This is a genomic window from Candidatus Lokiarchaeum ossiferum (genome assembly GCA_025839675.1).
GTDB classification, from domain to species: domain Archaea; phylum Asgardarchaeota; class Lokiarchaeia; order Sigyniarchaeales; family Promethearchaeaceae; genus Lokiarchaeum; species Lokiarchaeum ossiferum.
In genome coordinates this window covers 666,206-693,063 of the sequence record CP104013.1, presented here as the reverse complement: position 1 = coordinate 693,063, position 26,858 = coordinate 666,206, and the positions used below count along the sequence as shown (strand labels likewise).

Annotated in this window: 22 protein-coding genes; 12 read left to right on the top strand and 10 right to left on the bottom strand. The window is 31.6% G+C overall.

Annotated elements, in window-relative coordinates:
- The first annotated feature begins 136 nt into the window (after window positions 1–136).
- Together NEF87_RS02945 and NEF87_RS02940 are read left to right on the top strand one after the other, a co-directional pair.
- The gene (locus NEF87_RS02945; RefSeq protein WP_457918572.1) at window positions 137–1,459 is read left to right on the top strand and encodes an MDR family MFS transporter; all 1,323 of its coding nucleotides are present in this window, start codon (window positions 137–139) and stop codon (window positions 1,457–1,459) included.
- A 177-nt stretch (window positions 1,460–1,636) separates the two neighbouring features.
- The gene (locus NEF87_RS02940; protein ID WP_457918571.1) at window positions 1,637–5,161 is read left to right on the top strand and encodes a right-handed parallel beta-helix repeat-containing protein; all 3,525 of its coding nucleotides are present in this window, start codon (window positions 1,637–1,639) and stop codon (window positions 5,159–5,161) included.
- Between the two features lie 167 nt (window positions 5,162–5,328).
- Here NEF87_RS02940 and NEF87_RS02935 read toward each other — a convergent pair whose 3' ends face one another.
- The gene (locus NEF87_RS02935) at window positions 5,329–7,068 is read right to left on the bottom strand and encodes an AMP-binding protein (protein WP_457918570.1); all 1,740 of its coding nucleotides are present in this window, start codon (window positions 7,066–7,068) and stop codon (window positions 5,329–5,331) included.
- A 103-nt stretch (window positions 7,069–7,171) separates the two neighbouring features.
- Between NEF87_RS02935 and NEF87_RS02930 the strand changes: the two genes are divergently transcribed.
- Together NEF87_RS02930 and NEF87_RS02925 are read left to right on the top strand one after the other, a co-directional pair.
- Window positions 7,172–8,491, top strand: coding sequence for an LpxL/LpxP family acyltransferase (locus NEF87_RS02930; RefSeq protein ID WP_457918569.1), 1,320 nt, complete (start codon window positions 7,172–7,174; stop codon window positions 8,489–8,491).
- A gap of 146 nt (window positions 8,492–8,637) precedes the next feature.
- Window positions 8,638–9,549: an NAD(P)-dependent alcohol dehydrogenase gene (locus tag NEF87_RS02925; protein ID WP_457918568.1), complete on the top strand. Its 912-nt coding sequence runs from the start codon at window positions 8,638–8,640 to the stop codon at window positions 9,547–9,549.
- A gap of 30 nt (window positions 9,550–9,579) precedes the next feature.
- Here NEF87_RS02925 and NEF87_RS02920 read toward each other — a convergent pair whose 3' ends face one another.
- Both NEF87_RS02920 and NEF87_RS02915 read right to left on the bottom strand, forming a co-directional pair.
- Window positions 9,580–10,668: a hypothetical protein gene (locus tag NEF87_RS02920; RefSeq protein WP_457918567.1), complete on the bottom strand. Its 1,089-nt coding sequence runs from the start codon at window positions 10,666–10,668 to the stop codon at window positions 9,580–9,582.
- Between the two features lie 150 nt (window positions 10,669–10,818).
- Window positions 10,819–11,340: a hypothetical protein gene (locus NEF87_RS02915; RefSeq protein WP_457918566.1), complete on the bottom strand. Its 522-nt coding sequence runs from the start codon at window positions 11,338–11,340 to the stop codon at window positions 10,819–10,821.
- A 317-nt stretch (window positions 11,341–11,657) separates the two neighbouring features.
- On the opposite strand from NEF87_RS02915, the gene NEF87_RS02910 reads away from it, so the two are divergent.
- Both NEF87_RS02910 and NEF87_RS02905 read left to right on the top strand, forming a co-directional pair.
- On the top strand, window positions 11,658–12,551 hold the full coding sequence (locus NEF87_RS02910; RefSeq protein WP_457918565.1) for a DUF1295 domain-containing protein: 894 nt from the start codon (window positions 11,658–11,660) through the stop codon (window positions 12,549–12,551).
- 282 nt (window positions 12,552–12,833) lie between these two features.
- Complete coding sequence (locus NEF87_RS02905; RefSeq protein WP_457918564.1) at window positions 12,834–13,142, top strand: hypothetical protein; 309 nt, start codon at window positions 12,834–12,836, stop codon at window positions 13,140–13,142.
- Between the two features lie 94 nt (window positions 13,143–13,236).
- On the opposite strand, the gene NEF87_RS02900 is transcribed toward NEF87_RS02905, so the two are convergent.
- Window positions 13,237–13,611 carry a hypothetical protein gene (locus tag NEF87_RS02900; protein WP_457918563.1) on the bottom strand — a complete coding sequence of 125 codons (375 nt, stop codon included), beginning with the start codon at window positions 13,609–13,611 and terminating at the stop codon, window positions 13,237–13,239.
- A gap of 167 nt (window positions 13,612–13,778) precedes the next feature.
- Here NEF87_RS02900 and corA point away from each other — a divergent pair, with 167 nt between their 5' ends.
- Together corA and NEF87_RS02890 are read left to right on the top strand one after the other, a co-directional pair.
- Window positions 13,779–14,846, top strand: a complete 1,068-nt coding sequence (corA, locus tag NEF87_RS02895) for a magnesium/cobalt transporter CorA (RefSeq protein ID WP_457918562.1) — start codon at window positions 13,779–13,781, stop codon at window positions 14,844–14,846.
- A 377-nt stretch (window positions 14,847–15,223) separates the two neighbouring features.
- The gene (locus tag NEF87_RS02890) at window positions 15,224–15,790 is read left to right on the top strand and encodes a DUF308 domain-containing protein (RefSeq protein ID WP_457918561.1); all 567 of its coding nucleotides are present in this window, start codon (window positions 15,224–15,226) and stop codon (window positions 15,788–15,790) included.
- 89 nt (window positions 15,791–15,879) lie between these two features.
- Here the strand turns inward: NEF87_RS02890 and NEF87_RS02885 are convergent, their stop codons facing one another.
- The 4 genes from NEF87_RS02885 to NEF87_RS02870 form a co-directional block, all read right to left on the bottom strand.
- Entirely contained in the window at window positions 15,880–16,134 is a 255-nt protein-coding gene (locus tag NEF87_RS02885; RefSeq protein WP_457920116.1) for a TIR domain-containing protein, read from the bottom strand.
- Window positions 16,135–16,335: 201 nt separating this feature from the next.
- Entirely contained in the window at window positions 16,336–17,556 is a 1,221-nt protein-coding gene (locus tag NEF87_RS02880) for a hypothetical protein (protein WP_457918560.1), read from the bottom strand.
- Between the two features lie 479 nt (window positions 17,557–18,035).
- Window positions 18,036–18,428 (bottom strand): hypothetical protein, encoded by a 393-nt coding sequence (locus tag NEF87_RS02875; protein WP_457918559.1) that lies wholly within the window; start codon window positions 18,426–18,428, stop codon window positions 18,036–18,038.
- A 2-nt stretch (window positions 18,429–18,430) separates the two neighbouring features.
- Window positions 18,431–19,870 carry an SLC13 family permease gene (locus tag NEF87_RS02870; RefSeq protein ID WP_457918558.1) on the bottom strand — a complete coding sequence of 480 codons (1,440 nt, stop codon included), beginning with the start codon at window positions 19,868–19,870 and terminating at the stop codon, window positions 18,431–18,433.
- A 134-nt stretch (window positions 19,871–20,004) separates the two neighbouring features.
- Here NEF87_RS02870 and NEF87_RS02865 point away from each other — a divergent pair, with 134 nt between their 5' ends.
- From NEF87_RS02865 to NEF87_RS02850, 4 genes are all read left to right on the top strand, one after another.
- The gene (locus NEF87_RS02865; RefSeq protein WP_457918557.1) at window positions 20,005–21,015 is read left to right on the top strand and encodes a mechanosensitive ion channel family protein; all 1,011 of its coding nucleotides are present in this window, start codon (window positions 20,005–20,007) and stop codon (window positions 21,013–21,015) included.
- A gap of 236 nt (window positions 21,016–21,251) precedes the next feature.
- A complete protein-coding gene (locus NEF87_RS02860) occupies window positions 21,252–21,842 on the top strand; it encodes an O-methyltransferase (RefSeq protein ID WP_457918556.1) in 591 nt (196 codons plus the stop codon).
- Window positions 21,843–22,143: 301 nt separating this feature from the next.
- Window positions 22,144–22,788: a carboxymuconolactone decarboxylase family protein gene (locus tag NEF87_RS02855; protein ID WP_457918555.1), complete on the top strand. Its 645-nt coding sequence runs from the start codon at window positions 22,144–22,146 to the stop codon at window positions 22,786–22,788.
- A gap of 255 nt (window positions 22,789–23,043) precedes the next feature.
- Window positions 23,044–24,231 carry an MASE1 domain-containing protein gene (locus NEF87_RS02850; RefSeq protein WP_457918554.1) on the top strand — a complete coding sequence of 396 codons (1,188 nt, stop codon included), beginning with the start codon at window positions 23,044–23,046 and terminating at the stop codon, window positions 24,229–24,231.
- Between the two features lie 58 nt (window positions 24,232–24,289).
- Here the strand turns inward: NEF87_RS02850 and NEF87_RS02845 are convergent, their stop codons facing one another.
- Together NEF87_RS02845 and NEF87_RS02840 are read right to left on the bottom strand one after the other, a co-directional pair.
- A complete protein-coding gene (locus NEF87_RS02845; protein ID WP_457918553.1) occupies window positions 24,290–26,008 on the bottom strand; it encodes a hypothetical protein in 1,719 nt (572 codons plus the stop codon).
- 13 nt (window positions 26,009–26,021) lie between these two features.
- A complete protein-coding gene (locus NEF87_RS02840; RefSeq protein WP_457918552.1) occupies window positions 26,022–26,819 on the bottom strand; it encodes an ABC transporter ATP-binding protein in 798 nt (265 codons plus the stop codon).
- Between the last annotated feature and the right edge of the window lie 39 nt (window positions 26,820–26,858).

Sequence of the window (26,858 nt, the reverse complement as noted above, 5' to 3'; positions counted from 1 at the left end):
GAAAAATTTGGATATTATCCAAAATAAAGAAAAAACCCGCATGGGTTAGATCACTCTAAGAAGTAATAGAAACAAATAAAACGCTGAGTCATCCTATTATTTGTTTTGCTTTTTTCGAATAATTATATAAAATTATATGAAGGATAAAAATATGTTTGCTAATATAAAAAAAACCTACAACGAGTTTCCCGAATCCTTTTGGGTAATTACCTTCGCCACTTTTATTGATCAAATTGGTAGTTATATGCTTGGACCTTTCATTTACATCTATATGAGTCAAGTTTTTGGACTTTCTATGGTAGGTGTAGGAATAGTTTTCATCATCTCGGCAATTGGGAGTTTAATTGGTGGGATGATTGGAGGTTCTCTTGCCGATAAAATAGGAAGAAAAAAATGTGCGCTTTTTGGCCTAATGGCCAGTGGTATATTTAGTTTAACTTTTGTATTTATTTCAAATGTTAATATGATCTATATTCTAATTGGAATTATGGGTTTATTGGGTACAATTGGTGGTCCTGCTCGGCAGGCAATGTTAGCGGATGTGCTGACTGTAGAAAAGAGACCTGAAGGGTTTAGCATTTTACGCGTAATTTTCAACTTATCTGCGGCTATTGGCCCCGCTTTGGGAGGATTATTATCATCCTTTGATTTCAAATGGTTATTTATCGGTGATGCTGTTTCTAGTTTCATAACAGCGATAATTTTTGTACTTAAAGTCCCCGAAACCCGTCCTCCAAAGATAGAAACAAATGACATTTTACCAGATGTCGCATCAACTTTAGTGAAAGCTGAAAAAACGAAATCTGGTTATGGAGAGATTTTTAAAAATTGGCGATTTATGATTTTTGTTTTTGTTTCAGCTTTAATGGGTTTAGCATATATGCAAATGAATTCCACTCTTTCCGTGTTCCTAATCGAAGATTTATCCTTCACTAATCAGCAATATGGATTACTAATGTCAATGAATGCTCTCATGGTAGTTTTATTGCAATTTTGGCTGACCAAGCGAATTAAGATGTTTCCTGCACTGATTATGATTGCTGTCGGAAATATTCTCTATGGGATCGGATTTGGTATGTATGGTTTCATTGGCACTATCCAGTTAGCATTTGGAGCAATGATAATTATTACAACTGGCGAAATGGTTCAAGCGCCCTTCAATCAAACTATGGTTGCTAATTTTGCACCCGAAGACAAGCGGGGGAGATACAGTGCCGTTTTTATGTCTGCGAGGTTGGTTCCGATGTTACTAGGGCCAATTGGTGCTGGGGTAATTATGGATAATCTAGATCGTAAGATCTTATGGTATATTGTCGGTCTTTTGACATTTATTGCTGCATTAGGTTATGTAGTTTTACACTTCGTCACGAAAGATTATTTTACACAAATGAAAAATGATCAAAAATCACTTGATGACTTGAATAATGAATCATTGGCCGAAACTGATATTTTAGTATAAATCAATTCTATTTTCAAATATAGTCTAGGATTAAATTAAAATCATTTTTTTTCTGAATTTCTCCACAAAAGATTTATTTGTCTATAATCGAAAACTCTCTCATAAAATGTGATAATATATTCAACGCTATCACATTTTAATTAATGTAAACATAAAAAGAGGTTCATGTGAATAATTATGTATAATCTATTACATAAAAGGAAGGATGTTGTGATAATAATTTGCTTATTATTTTCTTCCGTTATAGCTGCCAACAATTCGTTTTCTTCAATTGAAGAGACCATCATTATGAATGAAGAAAATTTCGATAACATTCCAAGAAGTCTAGCTACTTTTTCTAATACATCGATCATTATTAATGCACTTGCAACAGATAATGATTCCCATACTGGAAATTGGACTTGGGCAGCGTCCCAACCATGGTGTTCTGGATTAGGCACGGAAAGTAATCCCTATTTAATCGAAGATGTACAATTCAATATTCCCGCTGGGGAAACGGGGTTGTATATTATGGATTCTAATGAAATTTACTTCACTATTAAGAATTGTGCATTCAATCATTCGTCTTTATCTTCATCTGTTGGTCCAGCGATACGTTTCGATCGAACAACAAATGGGACTATTGTTGATTGCAATATTTCAACAAATTCTTATGGGATATATCTTCACTCTGGTTGCAGTTGGAATAATTTTACTAATAATAAAATTTATAATTGTTATACTGCAGGAATACGATTGGGATGGTCTTGCAGTTATAATGAAATAGTAAGAAATAACATTGATACGATTACTAATGGCGATGGAATTTATTTCATGAGAAATTCGGATTTTAATAATCTATTTCAAAACAATTGTTCAAATAGCGAAACAGGGATCGATATCGAATATAATTGTAATTCTAATTATCTAGATCAGAACTACTGTTTTGAAAATTCTGCCGGGATTGAAGTCGAATCGGGAGATTACAATGTGATTTATAACAATACAATTACAAAAAATAATGGTCCAAGTGCAATAAGCTATGGAATAACTCTTAATAAAATAAGCATCGAAGATGGGTCAAATTTCAATAACATTTCTTCCAATAATATCTCGGATAATTACCAAGGAGGAATTTGTGTGTCTTTTGGCCAAAAAAATATTATCCATAATAATACACTTTTCCATAATGATTATATGTCTAGTACATATCTAAAGGGCATTCTTTTAATATCCAGCACGAAAAACCAGATTTTTAATAATACGGGTGTTGAAAGTGGAGTGTATTTAAGTATGGCAAACAATAATTCAATTTATTCCAATGTCTTCAAATCGGCATATCGAGCAATTGACGTACGAGATTCTAGTTATATAGATGTTGTTGATAATATAATAGAAGATTCGAGATATGGAATTTATATCAGTAATGGAAGGGAAAATAATTTAACTGGTAATTCTATGTTAGATATAATTCAATATGGTTTTTATTTTAATGAACAAGATAATTCGACTATAAAATTGAATTCCATTGATGGGTGTAGGGTTGGAATTTCATCAGATGGATCTGAAAGTGCTCCCGGAGAAAACAATTCAATCATTGAAAACCAAATCTCGAGAAGTGAATATTGTGACATGTATCTTCAACATTCTGATTTCTGGAAATTAAAAAATAATGATATGGGTGGTTCAGGTCTTATGATTCAAGATTGCTTTAACAACGATATTGACCAATCAAATATGGTTAATAGTTCCCCTATTTTGGTTTTAGAAGAGCAAAATAATCTTGTTCTGGATGGAGGAAATATGCCCATTTATTCCCAATTATTCATTGTGGATTCTGTGAACACAACAATTCAGAATTTTAATCATTCTGGTCTAGCTATGGGATTATCGATAGTTGGAGGCAATAATCTCCTTATTCAAAATAATAATCTATCCAATAATGAGTATTATGGCTTATATTTGAACAATATTAATAATAGTATTGTTAGTGAGAATGTTTTCAACAACAATTATTTGGGAATTAGTATAGATGCCCGTATGAAAAACACTTGGGATGAATTTAATCCTGATTTATCGTTGCTCCAGCATAATCTCACATTTATTGAGAATGATGCAAACGATAATAGTGCTTATGGCCTTGAATGTGAACTTTCCGCTTACAATCTCTTTGAAGAAAATTCTTTTAATAATAATGATGAATTTGGAATGAATTTCTTATATACTTATAATTCAGTCATTAATTATACTGCAATTTGTAATAACGGTAATGGAGGTCTTAATTTAGATTATTCTCACGAAAATCAAATCTCTCTTAACCAGATCGTAAATAATTCTGGGATTGGGATCAATCTTGATTATAGTAATCAGACTTTAATAAAACAGTGTCTCGTAGAATCAAATGAAGATGGAATTTATATTTATGACTCCTTAAATTCTATTATTGAAGATAATATTCTCTTTTTAAACGAATACAGCGGGGTTTCGTTAGAGTATTCCAATCAATCAACTATTAATAATAATATCATTTCAAATTCTAGCAGTACTGGTATTTGGTTGTTTGACGAATCTGGAGAAAATATCATTTTCAACAATTGGTTTTATAATAATTCTCTTCATGCTCAAGATGACTGTATTGGAAATCAGTGGTATTTTAGTTCCAAAGGAAACTATTGGGATAGTTACACCGGAACAGATGATGATCATGATGGAATTGGAGATCAACCTCATCCAATCGCTGGAGACGCAAACACAATGGATATTTATCCTATTCATGATGTGGATGCACCTGTTATTTTCACCGTTGACTCTATTTTAATTTCAGGGAAGAATAATTATGAAATTTCGTGGGATGTGACTGATTTCAATCCAGATGATTATTCCATTCTTTTAGATGGGGAAATTCTAATTTCTGATCAACAATGGCAGAATGGGGCGATTAAATACACCATTCCTGCAAATACATTAGAAGATGGGTCATATAATTATTCTTTACAAGTTGAAGATAAATATGGTAACCAAAAAACAGCCGAGACTACAGTGCATGTTGATGGTACATCTCCCATAATATCATCTATTTCCACTTACAATATTACTGGAAAAATAAATTTAACCTTAAATTGGAGCATTAATGATACCCATCCTTTATATTTTGTAGTTTCTCAAAATCAATCCCTTCAAACCTCTCCTGTTGCATGGGAAAATGGATCTGTTTCTTACACAATCCCTGCTCTTTCTTTAGATGATGGGAATTACTTATATCAGATTTGGGTCAATGATTCTTTAGGAAATACTCGCGTATTCGATACATTGGTTGTGGTTGATGGAACCGCTCCGACTATTAATTCGAATCAAGATTTAATCCTAAGCTCTAATACATCAAGCATTCTTTTAAACTGGACTGTAGATGATTTACATCCTGGGGTGTATTCTATTTCGGTCAATGGTACTGTTGTGATTACTTCTGCCGCTTGGATCAATGGGTTAATATACTATAATTACTCTCTCGCTGATCTTCCTGCAGGGAATTATACTATCCAGATTACAGTTTATGATTCCTTTGGTAATAGTGTGGTAAATTCGATCCAGATCTCAATTCCCGCTGGGGTTGATGAAAATGATCCAATTAATCCTTGGGTTCTAGTGATTGTTGGTATAGCGATTGGCGGAGGTGTAGTTGGGTTAATTGTTGTTATAAAACGAGCTAAGGAAGATAATGATTGATTTTCTTCTTTCCAGATTTTTTATTTCTTTTTTTTACAATTTTTTAAACCAATATTATTCTTAGGTTGTTAGATTTTCCAATCACATTTCCTTTGTTCAAAATGTTGAAATACTAAGTGAAATCTTGATAGTTCTGATACTATAATTAAGAAAAAAAGGTGATAAATTCAAGAATTCATATGAAATTCTTGTTTTCGAATCGCAAGTCTGTCTGTTTTGCCGATTCCTGTTTTTGGCAAGATTTCCCGAAATTCAATGATTTTTGGTATTTTGTAATGTGCCACACTCTCTCGTAGATAATTAATAATCTTTTCTTTCGAAATAGATACATTCTCACGTAGGACTGCTATCAATTTGACTGTTTCACCTCGATATTCGTCTGGTGCACCTGTAATTACTGCTTCTTTAATTTCGGGGAATTTTTGAAGCACTATTGATTCAATTTCGCTTGGAAACACTTTGAACCCTGAAGCAATAATCATATCCTTTTTCCTATTCACTAAATGAATATATCCATCTATATCAAAGTAACCCATATCTCCAGTGAACAGATATCCATTTTGAAGCATGTTTTTTGTTTCATCTGGATTATTCCAGTATCCTTTCATAATTTGAGGTCCTTTGATTGCAATTTCTCCAATTTCTCCACCGGGCATTTCGTTCTGTCTGGACTCATCAAAAATTTTGATTAATGTATCTGGAAATGGAATTCCGATTGTTCCAAATCTATGATTATTCTTTTCAAAAGGATTGGCAGCAACCATTGGGCTAGTTTCGGTCATTCCATAGGCTTCAATGACCATTGCACCCGTTTTTTTCTCTATTTCTTTTCCTAATTCTTCAGGGAGAGGTGCTGCTCCTGAAAAAATGAGTTCAAGGGAGCTTAAGTTGTATTTATCAAAGTTGGTATGATTAATTATCGCTTGATGAAGGGTTGGAACGCCGTGAAAATAGTTTATTTTATATTTTTCAATTGATTGCAAGATAGATTCAAATTTTCTTGGATCTGGGAACAAATATACCGTGCTATCATAAAACATTGAAACCAACATAACTGCATTTAGTCCTATAATATGGAAAAAGGGAACTGCTCCAACAAATTTCTTGTGGATCCCAATCGGATGAGTAATTCGTGCCCATTCTCTTCCTTGATGCAAATTTGAAACTAAATTTTCATGGGTTAACATTGCTCCCTTGGGAGTACCAGTAGTTCCACCAGTATACCCAATTACTGCGATATCTTTATCTGGTTTAACATTAATAAGAACTTCTTCATCAGAATTGTTCTTAAATAAGGTATACAAATTTTCAAATGGTATATTGATTTTTGGGGTTTTAGGTATTTTCCCTACGATTTTAGCAATCACCCGAACAATTGGCGACAGTAAATCTCCTAAGGATGTCAAAATTACATTCTTCAAAGAATTTGATTCAGAAATAATCGATTCGATATTTGGAAAGAGTATATCTAATCCCACAAGCGCAGAAATTTGGCTATCATTGATAATTTTTTTCAAATCTTCTTTTCCTAACAAGGGTGAGATTGGAACGACAGTTGCCCCAATCTTCAAAATTCCATAGAACACGAATACAAATTGAGGTAGATTTGGCATAAAAATTGCAATTCGGTCCCCAATTCCATATCCTTTGGCTAACATTGCATTGGCAAACCGATTGGCCATTTCATTCACTTTAGAATAGGAATAATCAATACCCAATATACTTAAATATGTCATATCCGCATTTCTAGAAACGGATTCCTTGAAAACCTCATTAAGTCCCATTTTTGGATATTTAAGCTGCTTCCGAACCCCTTTAGGCCAAGATTTATACCAATCATATTCCTCTTTATGAATAATATCGGGATTTGTTGCATTTATCCACTCTACATTTGTTTCATTAACCATTAATATCACTTTTTGAACTATATGAACTATATGAACTTTCGGGCTTATTCTAAATAAAAGTACTTACCATTTTATATTAGTTAACACAAAACTATATTTGTAGATGAAAGATAATCAAGCGCAAAAAACTATAAAAAAAAACAGAGCCGATCAACTGAAAGGTTTTTTTAAATTAATGAGTTTTATCCATAGATATAAATTATTTCTACCATTTCGCTTTATTCCACCTTCATTTTTATATGGATTTGGCCATTTATTTGGACATCTTTTTGTGTATAAACCAAAATTAAGAAAAATAATGAAAGCGGGTCTCGATTGTTTATTTCAGGAAAAAATATCTGAAAAAAGCAAGGAAATGATTTGCTTAGCAAATTCAAAATACATGGTATCGATGGTGTTTGATGCAATGCTATATTCCCCTAATATTTATCCACATACGTTATCACAATTTATAGAATTTGAAAATATTGAATACCTTGACCAAGTTCTATTAAAAGGCAATGGGGCGATAATTCTTGGCACTCACACCGGGATGTATTTTCATTTGATTGCAGGTCTAGTTTACCATCCAAATAAATATAATGTCATGGTAATTAATCGCGCTCGAAATCAAATTATGTATGAAAATATCTTAAGCCGCCCTGGATTGACTAATCTACATCCCCTTGCACACTCAAATTTTAGTGAATTAAAAGTAAAAATGCTTGATCATCTAAAATCAAATGGAGTTATTGTAATACTTCAAGATTATTCCAAGAAACATAATCTTTCGGTTCCGTTAATCGAGGGAAAATACTCGATGCTAATTACTACCCCTCAAAGTGCAATTAGAATTCATAGAATCTCGGGAACTACTATCATTCCTGCATTGATACATCCTCAAGGAATCATCGGAAAATCTTTAATTGAATTTATAAATCCTGCCCCCATCAATAAATTAAGTACTCAATTCTGGGATTCTCCTGGTAAGATATTCCATGGGGAATTAAGTATCGCTCTTAATTCTATCTTTTATCCGTATCTTCTACAACATCTCCATGTGTGGGAAGAATTTAGAAAATTTTCAATAAGAATTCGCGATTCTTATGAATGTACGGAACTAGTGGTTATAGATGATTTTTATAAATCAATTTCTAAAAAAATGAATTCTGTAATCGAAAACAGTTATGAGCATAAACGAAATGATGCCTATCTAACTGAAATTATAGATGAATTTTTTAAAATATCAAATTTTCAACAAATTGCGGATGAAGGAATAAATAACTCATCTAAAATAGTAGATCTTTCTGGATTGGATTCATTCCATAAATTAAATGTGTTAATTGATTATGTTATTTCGCAAATTGGAAGTATTGTTTCTGAAAAAGAAAAATTGCGATGGGATCAATTTTCAGAGAATGTTAAAGGTGGGTATGATATTTGATTTGGAATTACTAATAAAAATTATTGCTAATAGAACTTATTGATACAACATAATCGATGAAATCCATCGATATATGGAAAAGGATTATAAAAAGAGAAATATTTTAATCAAACTCCAATCAAATTAATTTATAGAGATAACCTTACATGAAAGCGATAATATATACAAAATTTGGGGCTCCCGAAGTTCTGGAGATAAAAGAAGTTGAGAAACCTCGTCCTAAAGCACATCAGGTTTTAATTAAAATTCATGCTACCACTGTAACTTCTGGGGATATCCGGATGCGAAGTTTTATAGTTCCTCGGGGAATGGGATTGATGGCCCATATGTATTTGGGTTTCAAAAAACCCAAGCGTCCCATACTTGGAATGGAATTAGCGGGTGAAATTGAAGCTGTTGGAAGTGAAGTGACAAAATTTAAAATCGGAGACCAAGTTTTTGCTTCAACATTTGATGAAAATATGGGTGGGTATTCGGAATATAAGTGCTTTTCAGAAAATGGGATTATTGCAATAAAACCAAGATTATTGTCATTTGAAGAAGCAGCTGCGGTTCCTGGAGGTGGACTCACTGCATTACACAATATAAGAAAGGCAAAGATTCAAAGAGGTCAAAAAGTATTAATTTATGGCGCTTCTGGAAGTACTGGAACATATGCAGTGCAGCTAGCGAAGTATTTTGGTGGGGAAGTTACTGGGGTTTGTAGTACTAAAAATTTAAACCTGGTAAAAACTCTGGGAGCAGATAGAGTCATTGATTATACGAAAGAAGATTTGACCCAACAAGGTCTTCAATATGATGTTATCTTTGATGCAGTGAGCAAACTTCCTCCTAAAATTGGACAAAAACTTCTTAAAAAAACAGGTGTTTATTTGGATATTCATAAAACTTCAGGTAAACTGAAAGTGGAACAATTAAATTTTCTAAAAGATTTGATTATTGAGGGAAAATTAAAACCTGTCATAGATAGAACTTATCCGTTTGAGGATATAATCGAAGCTCATAAATATGTCGAAAAAGGGCACAAAAAGGGAAATGTGGTTGTAAAAATATGTTGAATTTGATAGTAATAAAATGATTAAAAAAAGTTAAGCCTCCGTTTTTGAAGATTTTTTCAACTTAACTATTAAATTTCCTCCATATCCAAATGCTAAGGCAATTCCAAACAATATGATTGGGATCCATAAGAACTCAAAGGAAATCAATTTACTAAAATCTCGACCATATCCCCAGCTACTATAGAGCCATACCATAAATAGCACATAGATGCTGGAAATGATTATTTGAACATATTTTGGCCATCCTAAACCATACATGTAGGCAAGCACGAACATAGCGGCAAATCCTAAGAAGAACATTGGCCACATACTATCTTTTAGGGCAATACCTGCTGCTTGAGCTTGCCAGACGGCTACTAAAGCCCCATGAATTGCCACCAAAGATTCCAAAATTACCGTCCAATACTTATTTGTGTGAATTTTTGTGTACATTAATGACCCTTGAAGCAATAATAAGAACATATAGAAGAATCCCCAAATATGAGCCAAAGTTCCAGTGGCAGGATGGAACCAAAAGGTGTAAATTAATGCCCAAGAGATGTAATATCCATGATATTTACGGAAGAATTTTATAACTTCCTTTTTAAAATTTAATTTTTTACCCAATATGAATCCTCTTCGAGGGGTTTCCATCACTATAATAATAGAAAGCATCAAAATCACACTTCCTTGGGAGGTCCATACTGGCATGTCTTGCGCTGTTTTATCATAAAATAATTGTGTGTGAATAATATGTAATAGAATGAAGAATAGATTTCCAAATAATGAAAAGTAGTTTAATTTCTTCAGTTCGGATGTTGTTTTATATTTATTCTTCTGAGCAAGAAAGATGGTTGCCCAAATGAAAATTTGGTGAATAGCATACAATAACCAAGCCGATAACAGTATCCATGAATTTCGTTCTGGTAATTTCCAAAAATACCACGCTGCACCTTGATCTGGGAGTAATATGTCCTCAAAACGAGCAAGATTTGGCGTTAATAACCAAATTGCCAAAATAAGCAATAAACTAACAACAATTCCCACAATTAACGCAATTGTTGCAGAATTGATTTTTTTTGAAAAAGATGATGGTTTGATTACATCTTCTTCTGTCTCATGTGATTCTACTGATGACATACTGTAACTATGATAAAATGGTATATAATGCTTCATAGTTATATTTCATATCCTATTTACAGAATTCATTTCAAATTATAATTATACAAAAAAAAATTGTTAAGATGATTAGGATAACGTTTTTTAAACTACATTCTTATAATTGAAGAACTATACTAAGATCGGGGTCAATATTGTTGCCGGAAATGTATAAACATATGGTGAAATTGTATCTTTTAGTCTAATACTGAATTCAATATTATCCGCTTCAGGATCACTAAGCTCATAATCTCCAGCAAAAATGTTATAGTACCATATATCATTGAGTGTCGGGAGATTTGCTTTGGTAAAATTTAACATGAGTGTATTAGGAGTAAAAATCCAGTCCATGGAATTATTATTAAAAACCCATAGAGTATGAAGACGGAATTCAATATTATCATAAGTAAACCTATTTTTCAAATCTTCAATAGATTCTGATTTAATAGTGATCTCTAGTTTGGATATAAGATATTCTGTTTTATTTTCTTCTGGAGTTTCTATTTCTAAAATTCCAGACATAGAAAGATCACTTTCCAAAAATTCAAAACTTTCATCATACTTGTTATTTTGGTTAAACAATATCCCGATAAAACATCCAATACCAACGATTAATAATATGCATGAGCAAAATTGTTTTCGAATTTCAACCATGAAAAAAACTATACTCACACTTCTATTAATATTTTTCGACACAAAATTATCTATTACAACTAAAATTTTGTAATCTATAAAGAAAACAATCATTCATAGTAAAGGATTTTTCTCATAATGGACCAGAAATCAATTTTCTTTTGGAAATGATAAGTATTGATTTTCTTTCCAGAATTATATATTATAAAATCAAATTGTTGAAAAATACAAAAAAGAAAGCAGTATAAACAAAGCGTTGATAAAAAATTTGGTAAAGGAATTTAACTTCATAATACAGATTATCATTTGATATCGCTAAGAATTTTGGAAGTATTGAAATGGAAAAAAAAAACTGGAATATAATTTTTCAAAATCTAATTGTGTGTTTAATCGCTGTGGGGTTAGCATTTGCTGTTAGTTATGGTGGTACGACTGTTTTTGGTAGTTTTCCTATTTATGGATTGATGGTAATCATCGCCTTTGGTATCCAATGGATTGTTTTTATCCCATCGTTCATTTTTAAAACAGAAAAATATTATGATCTTACAGGATCTTTTACATATATCACAGTTATTATTTTATCGACAATTTTAGTGGGAGCTTTTGACTTTAGATCGATAATAATTTTGATATTGGTGCTGATATGGACTTTACGCCTTGGTTTATTTCTATTTAAAAGAATTGTGAAGGCAGGAGAAGATAAACGCTTTACAGAAATGAAAAAATCTGGTCTTGAATTCTTCAGAGCATGGAATATTCAAGGTTTATGGGTCAGTTTTACTACTGCTGCTGCACTTGCAGCATTAACTGCTCCAAAACTGGATTATGGGATCTGGGATTGGATAACAATGATCCTTGGTGTTTTGTTGTGGATTCTTGGTTTTTACTTTGAAGCACTTGCAGATCACCAAAAAAAGAAATTTAGAGAAGATTCAGCCAATCAAGGAAAATTTATTCATGGGGGATTGTGGGACATTTCTCGCCATCCTAACTACTTTGGTGAAATCACTCTATGGGTTGGTATTGCACTAATTTCAATTACCACCCTTCAAGGTTGGAGATGGTTTGCTTTAATTTCACCACTTTTTGTCTTGTTTCTATTAACAAAGATAAGTGGGCTCCCTCTATTAGAAGATTATGCAGATAAGAAATGGGGTGGACAAGATGATTATGAAGAATATAAAAAGAATACTCCTGTTCTAATCCCAATATCATTTAAAAAAAAGAATTGAGTAATGCAAAGGGGGTTTTTTTTTCTTCGAACTTCTTAACGAGCAAACAGTGTATTCAATCATTGATAAGCATGTAATATTGTTCGGTATCAAGGAAACATTTTATTTGAACTCACATTTCTAAAAAATGATATTATAATCATGAATTTTCTAACTTGAACTCTTCTGTCATAGAAACGAAAATGTTCGATAGAAATAAATGATCAATTGTTTTATCTTAATTTTACTATAGAAAAAGTAGTCTTGGAATTTAAGATTATTAAATCGCTTGAAATGAAACGTATGAAGATCTTTGGATGTTTTGGTGTCAGTAGGGAAGAGATCATTGTTGGGTATTTCTTATTTCGAGTAAATTTTCGTATAATTTTAGAATATTTAGATAATTCTAACAATTCTAGAACATTGAAGGAAATTTGTTTTAATAATGAGCAAATCCCTACTTCTACCATTCGATATTGTCTTCAAAATTTAGTAAAAGTAAACTTGCTTCAAGTTCAATTAATTAATGAACAAAAAGTGTATTCCATATTAGACAAGTATAGTACTTTGGTTCGTAAATCGCTAAGTTTGTTTGGTAGTTGGACTTCATAAAGAGAAAATATCTGAAGTATGGATTATTTATTTAACCCTCTGTTTTAAGACCAATGTAGAAAAAAACTAAGATCATTGAAATTGATCTAAAATCCTAACTATTTGAACCAACTTTCATGATTTTGAAATCAAGCCAGATATCTGCTATGAGTTGAATTGTTCCAAAAATGACAAAAATATATAATCCAAGTATTATATACACAATAGAAACTATAATATACCAGATAATTGCACCAATAATGAAACGTGGAATTTCATCCAATTTGAGAAATGGGACTAACATTAATAAACTAAGAATATTTATACCAATTGTTAATCCAAACGCTAATTCTGGATTATTTCCAAGTTTTGATGGGTTTGTTGCATACCATATTGAAGCAATGATAATTAATGCGAAATTACACAATGCAACCCAAGAGTTGAATAAAGGAATTGCATATTTGGGAAATTTTTCTTTAGAGACTGGCATAATATAATATCTCGTCATTTTTATTTAAAATGATTTATGAAACTGGATTTTGCGCAGTAAATTGCTTTTTTTCACGGTTTTTTTTTTCATTCTTGAAATTGTAGCCAATTAAATTTTGGATTTATCAGTATGAAGATTTATTTGATTTGTCTACCCATAATGGGTTAATGATTAAAAGAAACAAAAAAGGAAAAAAACAAGGATTACCTCCTGGAACTCTTGTATATAGTGGAGAAAAAGCAGCATTTGAAACTCAAGCATATATAATCGAATTTAATGAACAAAATTTTGAAACCCGAGAAATTACAACAGAAAAATGTGATGTTGCTCCTCATTTTGAACAATCCGTTCGCTGGATTCGAATTATTGGTTTAAAAAATATTGATCTAATTTCACAGGTATTAAATTTATTCGAAATACACCCCCTTGTAATGGAAGATATCTTTGCTACTTCACAAAGATCTAAATATGAAGACTATAGAACCTACATTTATACCGTTCTAAAAAACATTTATTGGGATGCTCCATCGAATGAAATTACTTATGATCAAGTGAGCTTAATCTTGGGAAAAAATTATGTTCTCTCATTTGAAGAACGCGAAGGAAATCTCTTTTTACCTATTTTAGAGCGTATTTCCTTGCCGAAAGGTAAAGTTCGAAGTTCTCTTGCCGATTATTTATTCTATTGTTTAATCGATATAACCATTGATACTTACTTTTCCATCATAGATATAATTGAATCCTCCATAGAAAGTTTGGAGGATCCTGTCATTGATGACCCTAAACCGGTATTGTTACAAAGTATTTACCGATTGAAACGAGATGTTAATGATTTTCGAAAATCAATATGGCCATTAAGAGAAGTAATCAATAAAATTCAACGAGAAGCATCTCCATTATTTTCCTCTGGACTAGAAATTTATTTTCGAGATATATATGATCATATATTTAGATTGTCCGATCTTATTGATAATCAACGAGATATTATTTTTGGCATGTTTGATCTTTATTTATCCAGTGTAAGTAATAAAATGAATGATATTATGAAAGTTTTGACGATTATTTCAACCATTTTTATCCCATTGTCCTTTATGTCTGGTTTTTATGGTATGAATTTCAAATATATGCCTGAACTGGACTGGAAACCCTCCTATCCAATATTGATCGGCGTCATGGTTATTGTTGTAGGTTTAATGATATATTATTTTAAGCGTAAGAATTTCTTTTCGAAATGAGTTTTTTTTTCTGAACAAAAATAGGAGGATTGTGGTATTTTGGAGTGTCAAGTCAATTATTTCAATCCTAAGACCTTAATCTGAGAGTTCTGAGGCTTGAAGGCGATTTGCATGAAATCTATGTTTTTTACACTTTTTTACTAAATTGAACTTTTATTCTTTTTTTCCAGCTTGATGAAATCTTTCAAATAATATTTTTACAACATAATCATCTAAGAATGCAAAATTCTCAGTTAATTCATTATTTTGATTTATTATGCTTTTGATTTCTTATTTTTCAATAGCCAATATTGGAAATTGCAATTAAAAAATTCCTAACACATTAATAAAGTTTGCAATGCTATATTGTAATTACTCTAATTTTTGGAGTGAAAATTATGGTGAAAATCGGTGTTAAAATGCCTCCTTGGCTACGTGTATTTAATATAATTATTGGTATGCTGTATATACTTATTTCGGGAGCATTATTTTATAATTTGCAATTAGAAACACTGACTTTGGTCTATTTTCTAGCCGCAAATTTGTTTTTAATGGGTTTTGCAAAAATTATGAATGGAATTAATTATAAGCTAGTTTCAAAAGGCTGGATGTTATTCAATTTCTTCCTAGGTCTAATTTTTATTGCTGCAAGTATTTTGACTATTATTTATCCAGATTGGGGAACAATTGGTGTACTAGTCCTTGTAGGGGCAAGTTTGTTACTTCAGGGATTATATAGAATTTTATTTGCTATCTTTAATAAAAAAATAAAATTTTGGGCAACCTTAATGAATTTGATTGTGGGGTTACTCGCAGTGGGAATATGTATTTTCGTCTTTTTCTATCAAGATTTGGCTCTCTTATCTCTCATTGTCATCCTTACAATTATATTTCTCTTAAATGGAGTTGTAAGAATTCTATCTGGTGTTCAAGGGTATGTCAAACTAGATCAGGAACAGAAATAAGATAAGTAAAAAAATTTTTTTTTAATTGATAATTGGAAAATTTATTTGTTTTTTATTTCGTCAATAGCGTTTTTTTTTCCCATTTCCAATTAATTCAAAGAATTCGTTTTTTCTTTAATTTTGCTTATTATTAATTTTGGTTCCCAATTTATTGCATGTAGATGATTAACTGGTTGTGGAACTGGACCTGTTGTTTTTGGTATTCGAATTAGGAATATTGGCAAATTTTGCCTTAAAGCAAGCTTCATTTCTGCATCCTGCCATTTACTTCTAAATGAAGCATTTCCAACTAAATAAATTACAATTTGACACGATTTCATCTTTGATTTAATTATTTTTTCTATTTTTAGTGGACTAAATTCGTTGATATGGTCTGCTGTGTATTTCTATACACTAGAGAAATGGAAATGATTATTCTCTAAATCTTCTTTTATTTTTAGCCGAAATTCGTCATCGTTTTTACGAAAGCTTATGAATATTTTTACCATTTCAGACTCGCCTAATGATTAAATTACTAATTTGAAAAAAACATAGAATATTAAATTTTACTTAAAGGATTCACTAAAATCTTCTTTATCCAATAAAAGCACTAAAATTATCAGAAGCAGAAATACAATTTTCTGTGCTAAGTAAACATACTGTTCTATCTTGAAAAGAAAGGTAAGTAAATAAAGTGTAGTGCAAATAACTACAACAAACGAAAATGATTTGTCAAAAATATCATCTGTTTTTTTCCTTTTATTCAGTTTGGTTTTTTTATATTTTACAAAATGTGATAAAATTAAAAAGACAATGAATGAAAAGATAAACAAAGCGGTTCCCCAAATGTGAATGGACGATGTTTCTGGTAAACCCGTTGGTACCGCAGTGCCTAAAGAGCCAACACCCGATAAGAATAGAAAAATACTTTTTGAAACATCAAGTTTATTTAGTTTTTTATCAAATAATATGAATATAGATAGAAAAAACATACTCGCACTAACATACAGGAATCCAACTGTAAAAATTAATCTGGACGTTGTGTTTTCAAGACCAGAACGGCTGGAAATGCGACCCAAATTGCTAATGTATTCTTCGTTCCAAAGGTATTGTTCAGGATAAAATATGATTGCGAAAACGATCGATAAAAGCATAACTGAAGTCATTATCCATAAAAATAATCTATAATTTTTTCGTGTAGGTTGTGATCTTGTCAAAATTTTGCTACTATTATAATAACCGGAAATGCCCGATAAAATTCTTCCAATAGCATTAATTATAAAGGAGATTGATAAAAGTACTATTAATATCTCAATTGATAAATTTGTGGTCTGATATACAATTGTGGAAATTGCAATCATTAAAATTCCTATACTCAAATTTACAAATGTGGCCCAAATACTTAGTTTTTTATTAAAAATTGCAAATAAAGTGCGATATATTCCTTGACCCATTATCGCAATTAAGATTAGTAAAACCAATGATTCAAAAATCATATCTGGAATAAGAATGATGTAAATTGCAAAAACTATAATACTAATACCCATAAATGCATTTAGAACCAACATTTTTTTGCTAATTTTGTTGTAATTTAACCCTGAAATAATTTTTACAAATCCCAAAAGAAGTAGATTAATTGCCAGAAGATAAACCCTTGCTATTTGCTTATGGTCTAAATTTATGATACTAAGACAAGCTACTATCACATACAATATCCCAGATAAAATATCAAAAATTCTTAGCCATTTCGGGATAAGCACTTTATGCCGATTATTTTGGATTTCCAACTTTTAATCATCTTTGTTTATTAATCAAACTTCATATAAATCCCACAAGGGAGTATTTCACTAACATTCTAACCACGACCACGAAATATTATCCAAAGTGTTGACCTATTGGGAATTTGGGAGTCAAAATTGAACAATGAGAATCGGGAAGGGCGAATTTACAACCTATATAATAAAAAAAAGATGTATATTTTAATTTCAAATCAATTACTAAGCGAAAATGAATATTTTTTCATATTTTGAGGCTTTATGTAAAATAACCAAATTAAGGAATAAATACTTCACTTTAAATGTTTCTCGAGTTTGAATTCTATTGTATTGAACTTTTATTTAAATATTTTGAATTTCTTCTCAGGATTATGTGAAGTTTTAAGAATATGAGAGAAAAATTGTTCTCAGTAATATTAGAATGTTCAAAAATGAGGCGGTTATAAAAAAATAAAAGTGAATACAAAAAGTGGAGGGAACCGATGAGAGCATTAGGCATTCTCGTGAACCAATTCTTCTTTGTCCATGTCAATCAGTTCTTCTAACTTATCAATAAATTTTTTGATTTTTTTTAATTCCAAAGAGTCTGTTGGGCTATTATCCAATAGTAATGCTAAATTACTCTCTTCTCCTAATTTTATTATTGCGATGATATAATTATCAGTTTCATAGATTAATTTCTTATAGGATAATTCGTTTTCATCATACATTTTCATCAAATTTTGCATTTGATTGACTATAAGTGACAATTTCTCTCCAATTAAAGGAATATTCTTCTCAGAAGGAAAAGTTGTCTGAAAAACAATTCCATTATTGTAAAACATCATTATATGGATTACTCCATGGATCAAATCTTTGATACTTTTCATATTTCTTAAAACCATGCTTATTTTACCTCAATTTTTTGCTTTTTCTTGAATATATTAATTTTTAAAAATAGTTTTGGATTATATGCTCTTAGATATACCAGAAATATGAAAACTATTAATAATATAAGCATTAGGATGCTTATGAATTTATTCAAGAAGAATACATAATAACTGGTTAAGAGATAAAGCTGAAAAAGTGTCGTAATAAATCCGACTTTCCAAAATTCTTTCATTCGCAAAGGTCGTTTATTTTTTGCAGCAAGATTCATAACTAAGATATTGTCGCCCATCGGGGTCAAATTATCTCCCCAATTTGCACCAAAGGATAAAGCATAAAACATTTTATCTTGTATGATCAAAGAATTCTGTGCTCCAATTTGTCCAACCACCGGAATAAGTACTTTTGTAATTGGAATGTTATCAATAGTCGAACTCAGAATTGCAGATGTCCAGAGAATTAAAAGGATTGTAAAAAAGGAATTTCCTTGTCCAATCGCTCCGATAAACGTCCCTACGTAATTTAAAATACCGGTGTATTCTAACGAGCCTGCTATTATAAAAATGCCTAAAAGGTACATTATTATTTCAATGTCAATACTTTGAAGTAATTTTTCTTGATCCAGTTTTGAGATAACTGCCAGAACCATTGCCCCTATTAAGGAAATAATATCAGGTGCCAAGATTGTCGATGGAATTGCCATAAAACAAATTATCACAATAATTAGGACTATGGATGATTTGAATAATAGTTTTTTATCCGCAACAAAGTTCCAAGGATTAAATTCTTTTAATATTTTTATGTTCTCTGTAGGGATCCTGATTTTTTTTTCATATATTAAATAGAATAATCCTACTGTGAAGAAGAAAACTACAATAGATATGATACCTACATTAAGGAAAAAGTCATTGAAGGAGATACCTGCCGTGGTAGCAATTAAAATATTTGGAATTGAAGAAATTGAAAACATCGTCCCTCCAATATTAACTAGAATTGCTTGTGATATTATAAAAGGCTCAGGATCAATATTTAAAATACGAGAAATCGTAATAGTAAGAGGGATAATGATCATAACAGTTAAAATATTATTCAATATTGCTGAAAGGATCATTGTTATGCTACACATTATGAAAAGCAGGTATTTAGGTTTATCTGCTACTAATAATACCAATTTGAAAGCGAGGAACTTGAAAACTCCAGCTTTATTTACAATTTGGATAATAAATGACATCCCAAAAATCAATAATAGGGAATGAATATTTACAAAACCATCTTCACTCGTTCCGAATAAAAATCCCACAAAAAGAGTGAAATCTGTTTCCTTCTCTATAAATACGAGTGAAAGATAACAAATTAACGCACCTGAAATAGCAAGTATAACGCGATTCCCTTTCTCAAGAACTAAGAGTACTATCACTGCAAGGAAACATAGGGATATGATTAAAGTTGATAGCCACATTAGAAGCACACATTCAATTTTTCTATTTAAAACACTCTTATTGTCTATGTCACAAGAAGTATTAAAAGAGTTGTGCTTTCATACTGATGTAACAAGTTGTAAAAAATCAACTTCGTTTCTTGGTGCACTACGATATGCTCACAATAAATTGGGATACATTACTCGAAATTGAATTTCTTATGAAAATAGGAATTCTGGTTTTATCAAGCATAGTTATAATTCTTATAAGTAGAAAGCTCATTTTTAAAGGAGAAAATCCGCAATTAACTGCAATGTTCCGCAAATTTTTATTTCAAATTATTATACTCAGCTCTATAGTTGCGATACTCTTTTTTGCAAGTAGCTTCGAGGATGAAACCGTTAAAAATACAGTGGTAAACATCGGTAAGATGTTAATATTTGTTATGTCGTCATTTATTTTTTCAAGCCTTTTTGAAACCTTTTTGATAAGAAATCAGAAATATAAGCAGAAATTATCAAAAACACCAAACATTCTCTTGAAACTAGGAAAATTCATCATTTTTATTATCGCTATCATGATGTTACTTTCTTCATTCAACATAGACATAACGCCTCTTATCGCAACATTAGGAATCTCAAGCATTGCAATTGGTTTGGCCATAAAAACCCCATTAGAATCATTTTTATCTGGTTTATACGTAATTGCCACTAAACCCGTTTCGATTGGTGATTATATTGAAATTGGAGGGTCGAAAGGATTTGTAGATGATATAAAATGGACTGGGACACGTTTAAGATCCTATTCCAATGACTATTTTTTCATTCCGAATATAATGTTCATATCATCCCCCATTACCAATTATAGTTTAAATAATCTTCCCAAATCTGTTTCTTTAAAGCTTGGGATTTCACAAAATGAAGATATCAATCGTGTTTATTCAATTACTAAAGAATTAGCTGACGATATACAGAAAAATAGTGATTTTAGTGATAATTCGAAGGATTCAGCTGTATTATGGGAGAATATTGGAGATTTCACAATTGATTTGAATATTATTTTAAAATCGAAGGATTTTAAAACAGTTTCAAAATTGAAGGATGAATTAGTAAAACGGATAATGATTAAGTATCAAGAAGAAAATATCGATATGCCTCCACCCATCCATCGTATCGAAAAATCATAAAAAATCCCTTTTTAATCATATTTAGATTTTTTTTTTTATTAATTCCGTGAAAATGTTCTTTTTATCATTTTTACATTTTTTTTTAGTCACAAACTCATTTTTTTGATTTAATTTTCATCATAAAGGAAGTATCGTTCTGATTTTCGTATTATTAGATGGTTAGTTAATTTTTCATGAACATTTTGCTAAGTTCTTCTTAAACATTTATAAAGGCGTTTTCATCTAAATGTCATTAAATGTTTCACAATATCACAGAAGAGATTTTGGCACGAATGAAAGTTTTAGAAGAAAAAGATGCCATTGATCGGGAAGATGGAACTCCACGATTACAACGACTTCGCCAGATTCCACCCGAAACAGGGAAATTTTTGGCAATTATGGCGAGCAGTTCACCGGCAGGAAATTTAACCGAAGTGGGAACGAGTGCAGGATATTCGACCATGTGGCTCTCCCTCGCGGCAAAAATCCGAAACCAAAAGATCATAACTTTTGAATTAATGGAAGAAAAGATTGAATTGGCTAAAGAAACGTTTCAACTTGCGAAGATTGAAAAGTGGGTAGATCTCCGGGAAGGAGATGCTTTAGTTAATTTGGAATCTATCGACAATGTCGCTTTTTGCTTTTTAGACTGCGAAAAACACCTCTATTTCGATGTGTACAACAAAATTGTGCCGAAGTTAGTGCCTGGGGGATTACTCGTCTGTGATAATGCGATCAATCACCGTGAAACACTTGAACCTATGATAAAATTTGCTGAATCTGATGAAAGAGTTGATACGATTCTCGTTCCTATCGGTAAAGGCGAATTTATTTGTAGAAAGACATAATTTTTTTCTATCTTGAATAGTGCAACAAATTCTTTGAGAGATTTTTTTCATTAATTTTTCAAAAATATATGATCAGAACATCAAACTTTCTTTCTTATGTCTCCAGATGATATCCCACGATACTTACTTTGTCGCAGAACCATCCTTTCACGACATTCGATGTCATGGAGATATTACATCTTTTCGTTCCGATATTCTGCACAATTTTCCCTAGCATGTTACATCATATATGTTACAGTACTTTTAATTTAAAATGATCTGCTTTTTAATGGTCTTAAAGTTATTTGTATTAGAGAAATCTATGAAATCACTAAAATTCATTCAAGATCCTTTACAAAAACCTGGGTGTTTGAATCCTCCTAATATACTTCTGCAGAAAAATAACTCAATTATTAATAAAGCGAGGTTTTCAAAGAGATATTTCAGTTTTTTGACATTTCGGGACTATTTGAAATCTTTTATTGCTCATAGAAAACTCATCTTTGATACAATGAAGGGTAACCGGCTTTCTGATGAATTTAAAGAAAAAATCATGCTGGCTGTTACAGCTGTAAATGGGTGTGTTTACTGTAATTATTTCCATTCTAAGGTTGCTTTGGAATCGGGGCTTGATCCTGAATCTATACGGCAAATTTCGTGTCTTGATTTTGAAGAAGTTTCCATAGATGAAGCTCCTGCTTTAGCTTTTGCTCAGCATTATGCTGAATCCCATGAACATCCATCTTCCAAATCTTTACATGCAATAATCAAATTTTATGGTGTAGATAAAGCCCAAGATATATTAAATTGTTGCCAAATGATCACCTTTGGGAATCTCTTTGGAAATACGATTTCTGCTTTTGAAAGCAGGATTAAAGGGATTGCTCCTCCCAATAATACCTTTTGGTTTGAGTTTTGGGTCTACCTATTCTTTGGAATATTTACTAAATTTACTAATTGGGATTAATTTAGCTTTTAACGCTCTAAAATCGATGTTTGCTTTTATTAAGATGTGGATGTCATTAAGAGAATACGTTGTTTCATGAAAAATTATGGGTGACATGTTGTTCTGAAAATAGGGATTTATAATTTCTCCATACTTTCTTGATCATCCCAATTGTGTATTACTCACATGGTACTGTATTTCATATACCAGCATCGGTAAAAAGATCTATTTGAAAAATCTTTATCAAGTAAAAATATACTTAGGCTTCCTCATTCAATGGATCTTGTTATGCTAAACAAAATTCGTATTTCTTATCAAACGAAATTATCAAAAACAGGGAAGATTGTCTTAGCAAATATTTTTATCACTTTATTCATCATTTTTCTTGGAAGGATTAGTTTTATCTTAATTCAAGACACTACCGATGTTGTTTTTCCACTATACTTGCCAGCCGGGTTTACTTTTCTTTTTCTTTTTAAGAAATCCAAATTTCATCTTATAGGTATTTGGATTGGAACGTTCATCGAAGCCTTGGTTAATATGAAGACAATGATTGGTAATATTAACTTTTCACTAATTATTGTGGTTGCTTTAATTGCCTCCGGTAATTCTCTTCAACCATTTATTATTTCTACTTCTTTTGAAAAGAAATGGATTAGGGAAGATTTTTTGATACATCCGTCATCTCTTATCAAATTTCTTTTGGTTGCTATACTTTCTTGTTTATCAGCAGGAATTATTGGCAGTTCTGCATTAATTTTTGGCTCTTATCTACCAGTCGATGCTTTTTTTTCATCAGTGTTTAGTTGGTGGTTGTCTGATCTGGCGGCAATTTTGATAATATCTCCAATATTTCTGACAAAATCATATCCAAACTCTATTGATTGGCATAATTATCGCAAAGTGGGTGAATTGATCGTCTTTTTAGGCCTAAGCATAGTTTTTCAATTAATCATTTTAGTTGGAGTAGGAATTTCCATTGATTTTAATCACTTTGAATACTTAATTCTTCCTTTAATAATTTGGGCGGTATTCCGTTTTTCTCCGCAAATTGCTGTTAATCATATGGTTCTTGTGTCCTTATCAATGATTTATGGTATTCTCAATGGAGATGCTCCTTTCTCATCTAATGATATTGATCAGGCTGTTCTTCTATCTCAATTTTATTTGTTCATTATTGCTTTTACAAATTTGTTATTAATGGCCTTAGTGGCGGAGCGCTTCCAAATAACACTTCAGTTGAAGGATTATACTGAAAATTTGGAAGTTAAAGTCCAAGATACCGTAAAACGTATGAAAGTTCTTTCTGGCTTTCTTCCCATGTGTGCTTCGTGTAAAAAAATTCGAAATGATGATGGAACTTGGGATAATTTAGAACAATTTATTGACCAACATTCTCAAGCAAAATTGACACATAGTTATTGCCCAGATTGCTCAAAAAAGATATTGGATGAATTGGATTAAAAGATCAACGCATCTTTTAGATAAATTAAATAGAAATGATAAAAAAATACGAGAAAACTCAAAAATTCTTCTTTGGAAATAGCTTATTGAAGCCAAGAAGCAAGAGAAATAGAAGAATTATTTCTCCTCCAATGAATATTAACGCAAATTGCCAGTAGACAAAATGCATAATTGTTACAATCGAAGCGAGAATTAATCCGATAGCAAAAATCGCATTGAGTATAAAAATTGTTGCGGTTTTCAAGGTTTTGTAGCGAATATTGGGTTTTTCAGTAAGTACATACTTGTATTTCAGTTTTCCAAAGATTACTGCCGAGTACTCTATATTTGCTATGCCAAATAGGAAACTCAATGGCCATAAAATGACCATATATTTAAGCAAATCTCGCATATTCGGACTCACTATCATAGAAATTGCTGGGATGACAAAAGATGCTAGCAATACTACACAAATCCATTGCAGCTTTGCTTTTGCTTGATCTCTCTCCACAATTGGAAGAGATTGAATAATTGTAGTTCCCGTGGATTCTACCATCATCATCCCAATGGCAGCCATCATGGAACCAAAGATTGAATAGAAAAGCGATAAACCCAAAATTGCAAAGATTGCATCTGGATCTCCTGGTCGCACGACACCTGCTCCAATTATCACCCCAAATAATGGAAATAATATGGGCATTATATTCATGATAATTACCTGAATATCTCGAGGAACTAATTTCATATCGCGTCGAATATAAGCTTGTTTCGGTGATACAATCGTAATTTGAATATCCTCCACAGTGGTTATATAAGATTCTTCTTCAAAAGCACCATCTTTCCCATACACGATTGTATCTAAAATATTGAGGGCTTTACGAGTCAAAATATAATCTAATATTCCAAAAATAATCACTCCAACAATCGATGCAACAAGAGTTAGCAAAGAGAAGTGAGTTGGGCCAATAAATAATTCCATGATTAAATATCCTCCGCTAAGTGGAAAGGATATCCAAGGTAGAATCTGATTCCAAATGGTCGTGGTTATTAGAGTTAATCCCTCAGTATAGTAAAATGGTTCTATATTTTCGTATATGATCTGAAATCCGACCGCTGATGTTATTGTTGCAATGAAATATCCAATTAACCATAATATTCGAATCACATCGGCTTTTCGGGAACGTGTATTACTCGGTGCAAGGATTTTTTGCATTTTGGTTCCAATAATTATCAAAATACTGAAAGTGAAAATAGTATTCAAGATCGATACAATCAAACATATTAAAGTAATAAATATATCTTGAGTAATTATTGCCGCAGCAAATGGAAAGACTAAACATAGTGCAATTGCAGGTGCGTCGATTCCACGAAGAAAAGTCATATAACTAATTTTTCGGAGATCCTTTTTTGGAATCGGGAGTGTACTTAAGAAACGAAATGCCTCACCAGACAACATCCCAGATGCAAAAAACAAGCCAAACATCAGAATATAAAAAAATTGCATTAAAAAGAATAGGTTCATTACTAAGCCACTTGAAAATAATCGCCATTGGTAGGATGCTAAACCAAAGGATGCGCGCGCATTGAGAAATGCGGAAATCGGAGAAAAAATCAATAGAGAGACGTAGATTGTCATTACTACTTTCATTGCAATATTCTGATTGCGGAGATATTTTGTATTTTTTTCCATTTTTTCCATAATCGAATATAAATTGCTTCCTGCTTGTTCCATTTGGCCTTGTAAGAACGCTTCTTTATAGGAATATTTAGATATTGTCATTAATTCTTGACGATTCATTGTGTTTGTCTCCTTAATTGATTGATGCTCGTAACTTTTCTATAATCAGATTGACTGATTCATCTTGATCAGTAAGTTTCAAGAATATATCTTCCAAGTCCATATCTTCACCAAGTGTGTTGGCGCGTTCGCGTAATTCATCAACAGTTCCAACAGCAACTAATTTTCCTTGATTGACTATTCCAATAACATCGCAGAGATCTTCAGCAACCTCCATAATGTGGGTTGAAAATAGGACTGAACCCCCCCGTTGAGTGTGCAATTCCAAAATTTCTTTCACCACCTTGACCGATTTGGCGTCCAACCCTGCTAAAGGTTCATCTAATATTAGTAATTGTGGATCATGCAATATTGCTGCAATAATTTGGATTTTTTGTTTGTTTCCCCTCGATAAGGTTGAAATCAACCGTTCATAATATTCAACAGCATTTAATCCTTCTAAGTATTCTGCCAACTTTTTTGTTACCTTCTCACCATCTAATTTTCGTATTGAAGCAATGAAGTTAAATAATTCTTTGGGAGTTAAGGATTTGTAGATCAATGGCTCTTCTGAGACATAACCGATTCGATTTTTCAGTTCAATTTCATCACGTTCCGGATGAAGACCTAACACTGAAATCTCACCTTGATCTGGTTCTAAAAGACCTAAAATCATTTTAATTGTCGTAGTTTTTCCAGCCCCATTGGGGCCCAATAATCCGTAGATTTCTCCCTTCTTAATTTCAAAAGAGAGATCATTAACAGCATGAACATTTTCAAATGATTTGGAAATATTCTCGGCTTTTAACATAATATCGTTCATAAGATTCATTTTTTTTTACCTGGTCGTTAATCCTAAGTTGAGTGGGGG

Excerpts from the sequence above, each read along its gene's own strand:
- NEF87_RS02865 (WP_457918557.1), top strand. The coding sequence starts at position 20,005 with ATGCTCACAATAAATTGGGATACATTACTCGAAATTGAATTTCTTATG.
- NEF87_RS02900 (WP_457918563.1), bottom strand. The coding sequence starts at position 13,611 with ATGCCAGTCTCTAAAGAAAAATTTCCCAAATATGCAATTCCTTTATTC.
- NEF87_RS02850 (WP_457918554.1), top strand. The coding sequence starts at position 23,044 with ATGGATCTTGTTATGCTAAACAAAATTCGTATTTCTTATCAAACGAAA.
- NEF87_RS02855 (WP_457918555.1), top strand. The coding sequence starts at position 22,144 with ATGAAATCACTAAAATTCATTCAAGATCCTTTACAAAAACCTGGGTGT.
- NEF87_RS02870 (WP_457918558.1), bottom strand. The coding sequence starts at position 19,870 with ATGTGGCTATCAACTTTAATCATATCCCTATGTTTCCTTGCAGTGATA.
- NEF87_RS02930 (WP_457918569.1), top strand. The coding sequence starts at position 7,172 with ATGAAAGATAATCAAGCGCAAAAAACTATAAAAAAAAACAGAGCCGAT.
- NEF87_RS02920 (WP_457918567.1), bottom strand. The coding sequence starts at position 10,668 with ATGTCATCAGTAGAATCACATGAGACAGAAGAAGATGTAATCAAACCA.
- NEF87_RS02875 (WP_457918559.1), bottom strand. The coding sequence starts at position 18,428 with ATGGTTTTAAGAAATATGAAAAGTATCAAAGATTTGATCCATGGAGTA.
- NEF87_RS02840 (WP_457918552.1), bottom strand. The coding sequence starts at position 26,819 with ATGAATCTTATGAACGATATTATGTTAAAAGCCGAGAATATTTCCAAA.
- NEF87_RS02845 (WP_457918553.1), bottom strand. The coding sequence starts at position 26,008 with ATGAATCGTCAAGAATTAATGACAATATCTAAATATTCCTATAAAGAA.
- NEF87_RS02915 (WP_457918566.1), bottom strand. The coding sequence starts at position 11,340 with ATGGTTGAAATTCGAAAACAATTTTGCTCATGCATATTATTAATCGTT.
- NEF87_RS02935 (WP_457918570.1), bottom strand. The coding sequence starts at position 7,068 with ATGGTTAATGAAACAAATGTAGAGTGGATAAATGCAACAAATCCCGAT.
- NEF87_RS02905 (WP_457918564.1), top strand. The coding sequence starts at position 12,834 with ATGAAGATCTTTGGATGTTTTGGTGTCAGTAGGGAAGAGATCATTGTT.
- NEF87_RS02945 (WP_457918572.1), top strand. The coding sequence starts at position 137 with ATGAAGGATAAAAATATGTTTGCTAATATAAAAAAAACCTACAACGAG.
- NEF87_RS02925 (WP_457918568.1), top strand. The coding sequence starts at position 8,638 with ATGAAAGCGATAATATATACAAAATTTGGGGCTCCCGAAGTTCTGGAG.
- NEF87_RS02860 (WP_457918556.1), top strand. The coding sequence starts at position 21,252 with ATGTTTCACAATATCACAGAAGAGATTTTGGCACGAATGAAAGTTTTA.
- NEF87_RS02910 (WP_457918565.1), top strand. The coding sequence starts at position 11,658 with ATGGAAAAAAAAAACTGGAATATAATTTTTCAAAATCTAATTGTGTGT.
- NEF87_RS02890 (WP_457918561.1), top strand. The coding sequence starts at position 15,224 with ATGGTGAAAATCGGTGTTAAAATGCCTCCTTGGCTACGTGTATTTAAT.
- NEF87_RS02940 (WP_457918571.1), top strand. The coding sequence starts at position 1,637 with ATGTATAATCTATTACATAAAAGGAAGGATGTTGTGATAATAATTTGC.
- corA (WP_457918562.1), top strand. The coding sequence starts at position 13,779 with ATGATTAAAAGAAACAAAAAAGGAAAAAAACAAGGATTACCTCCTGGA.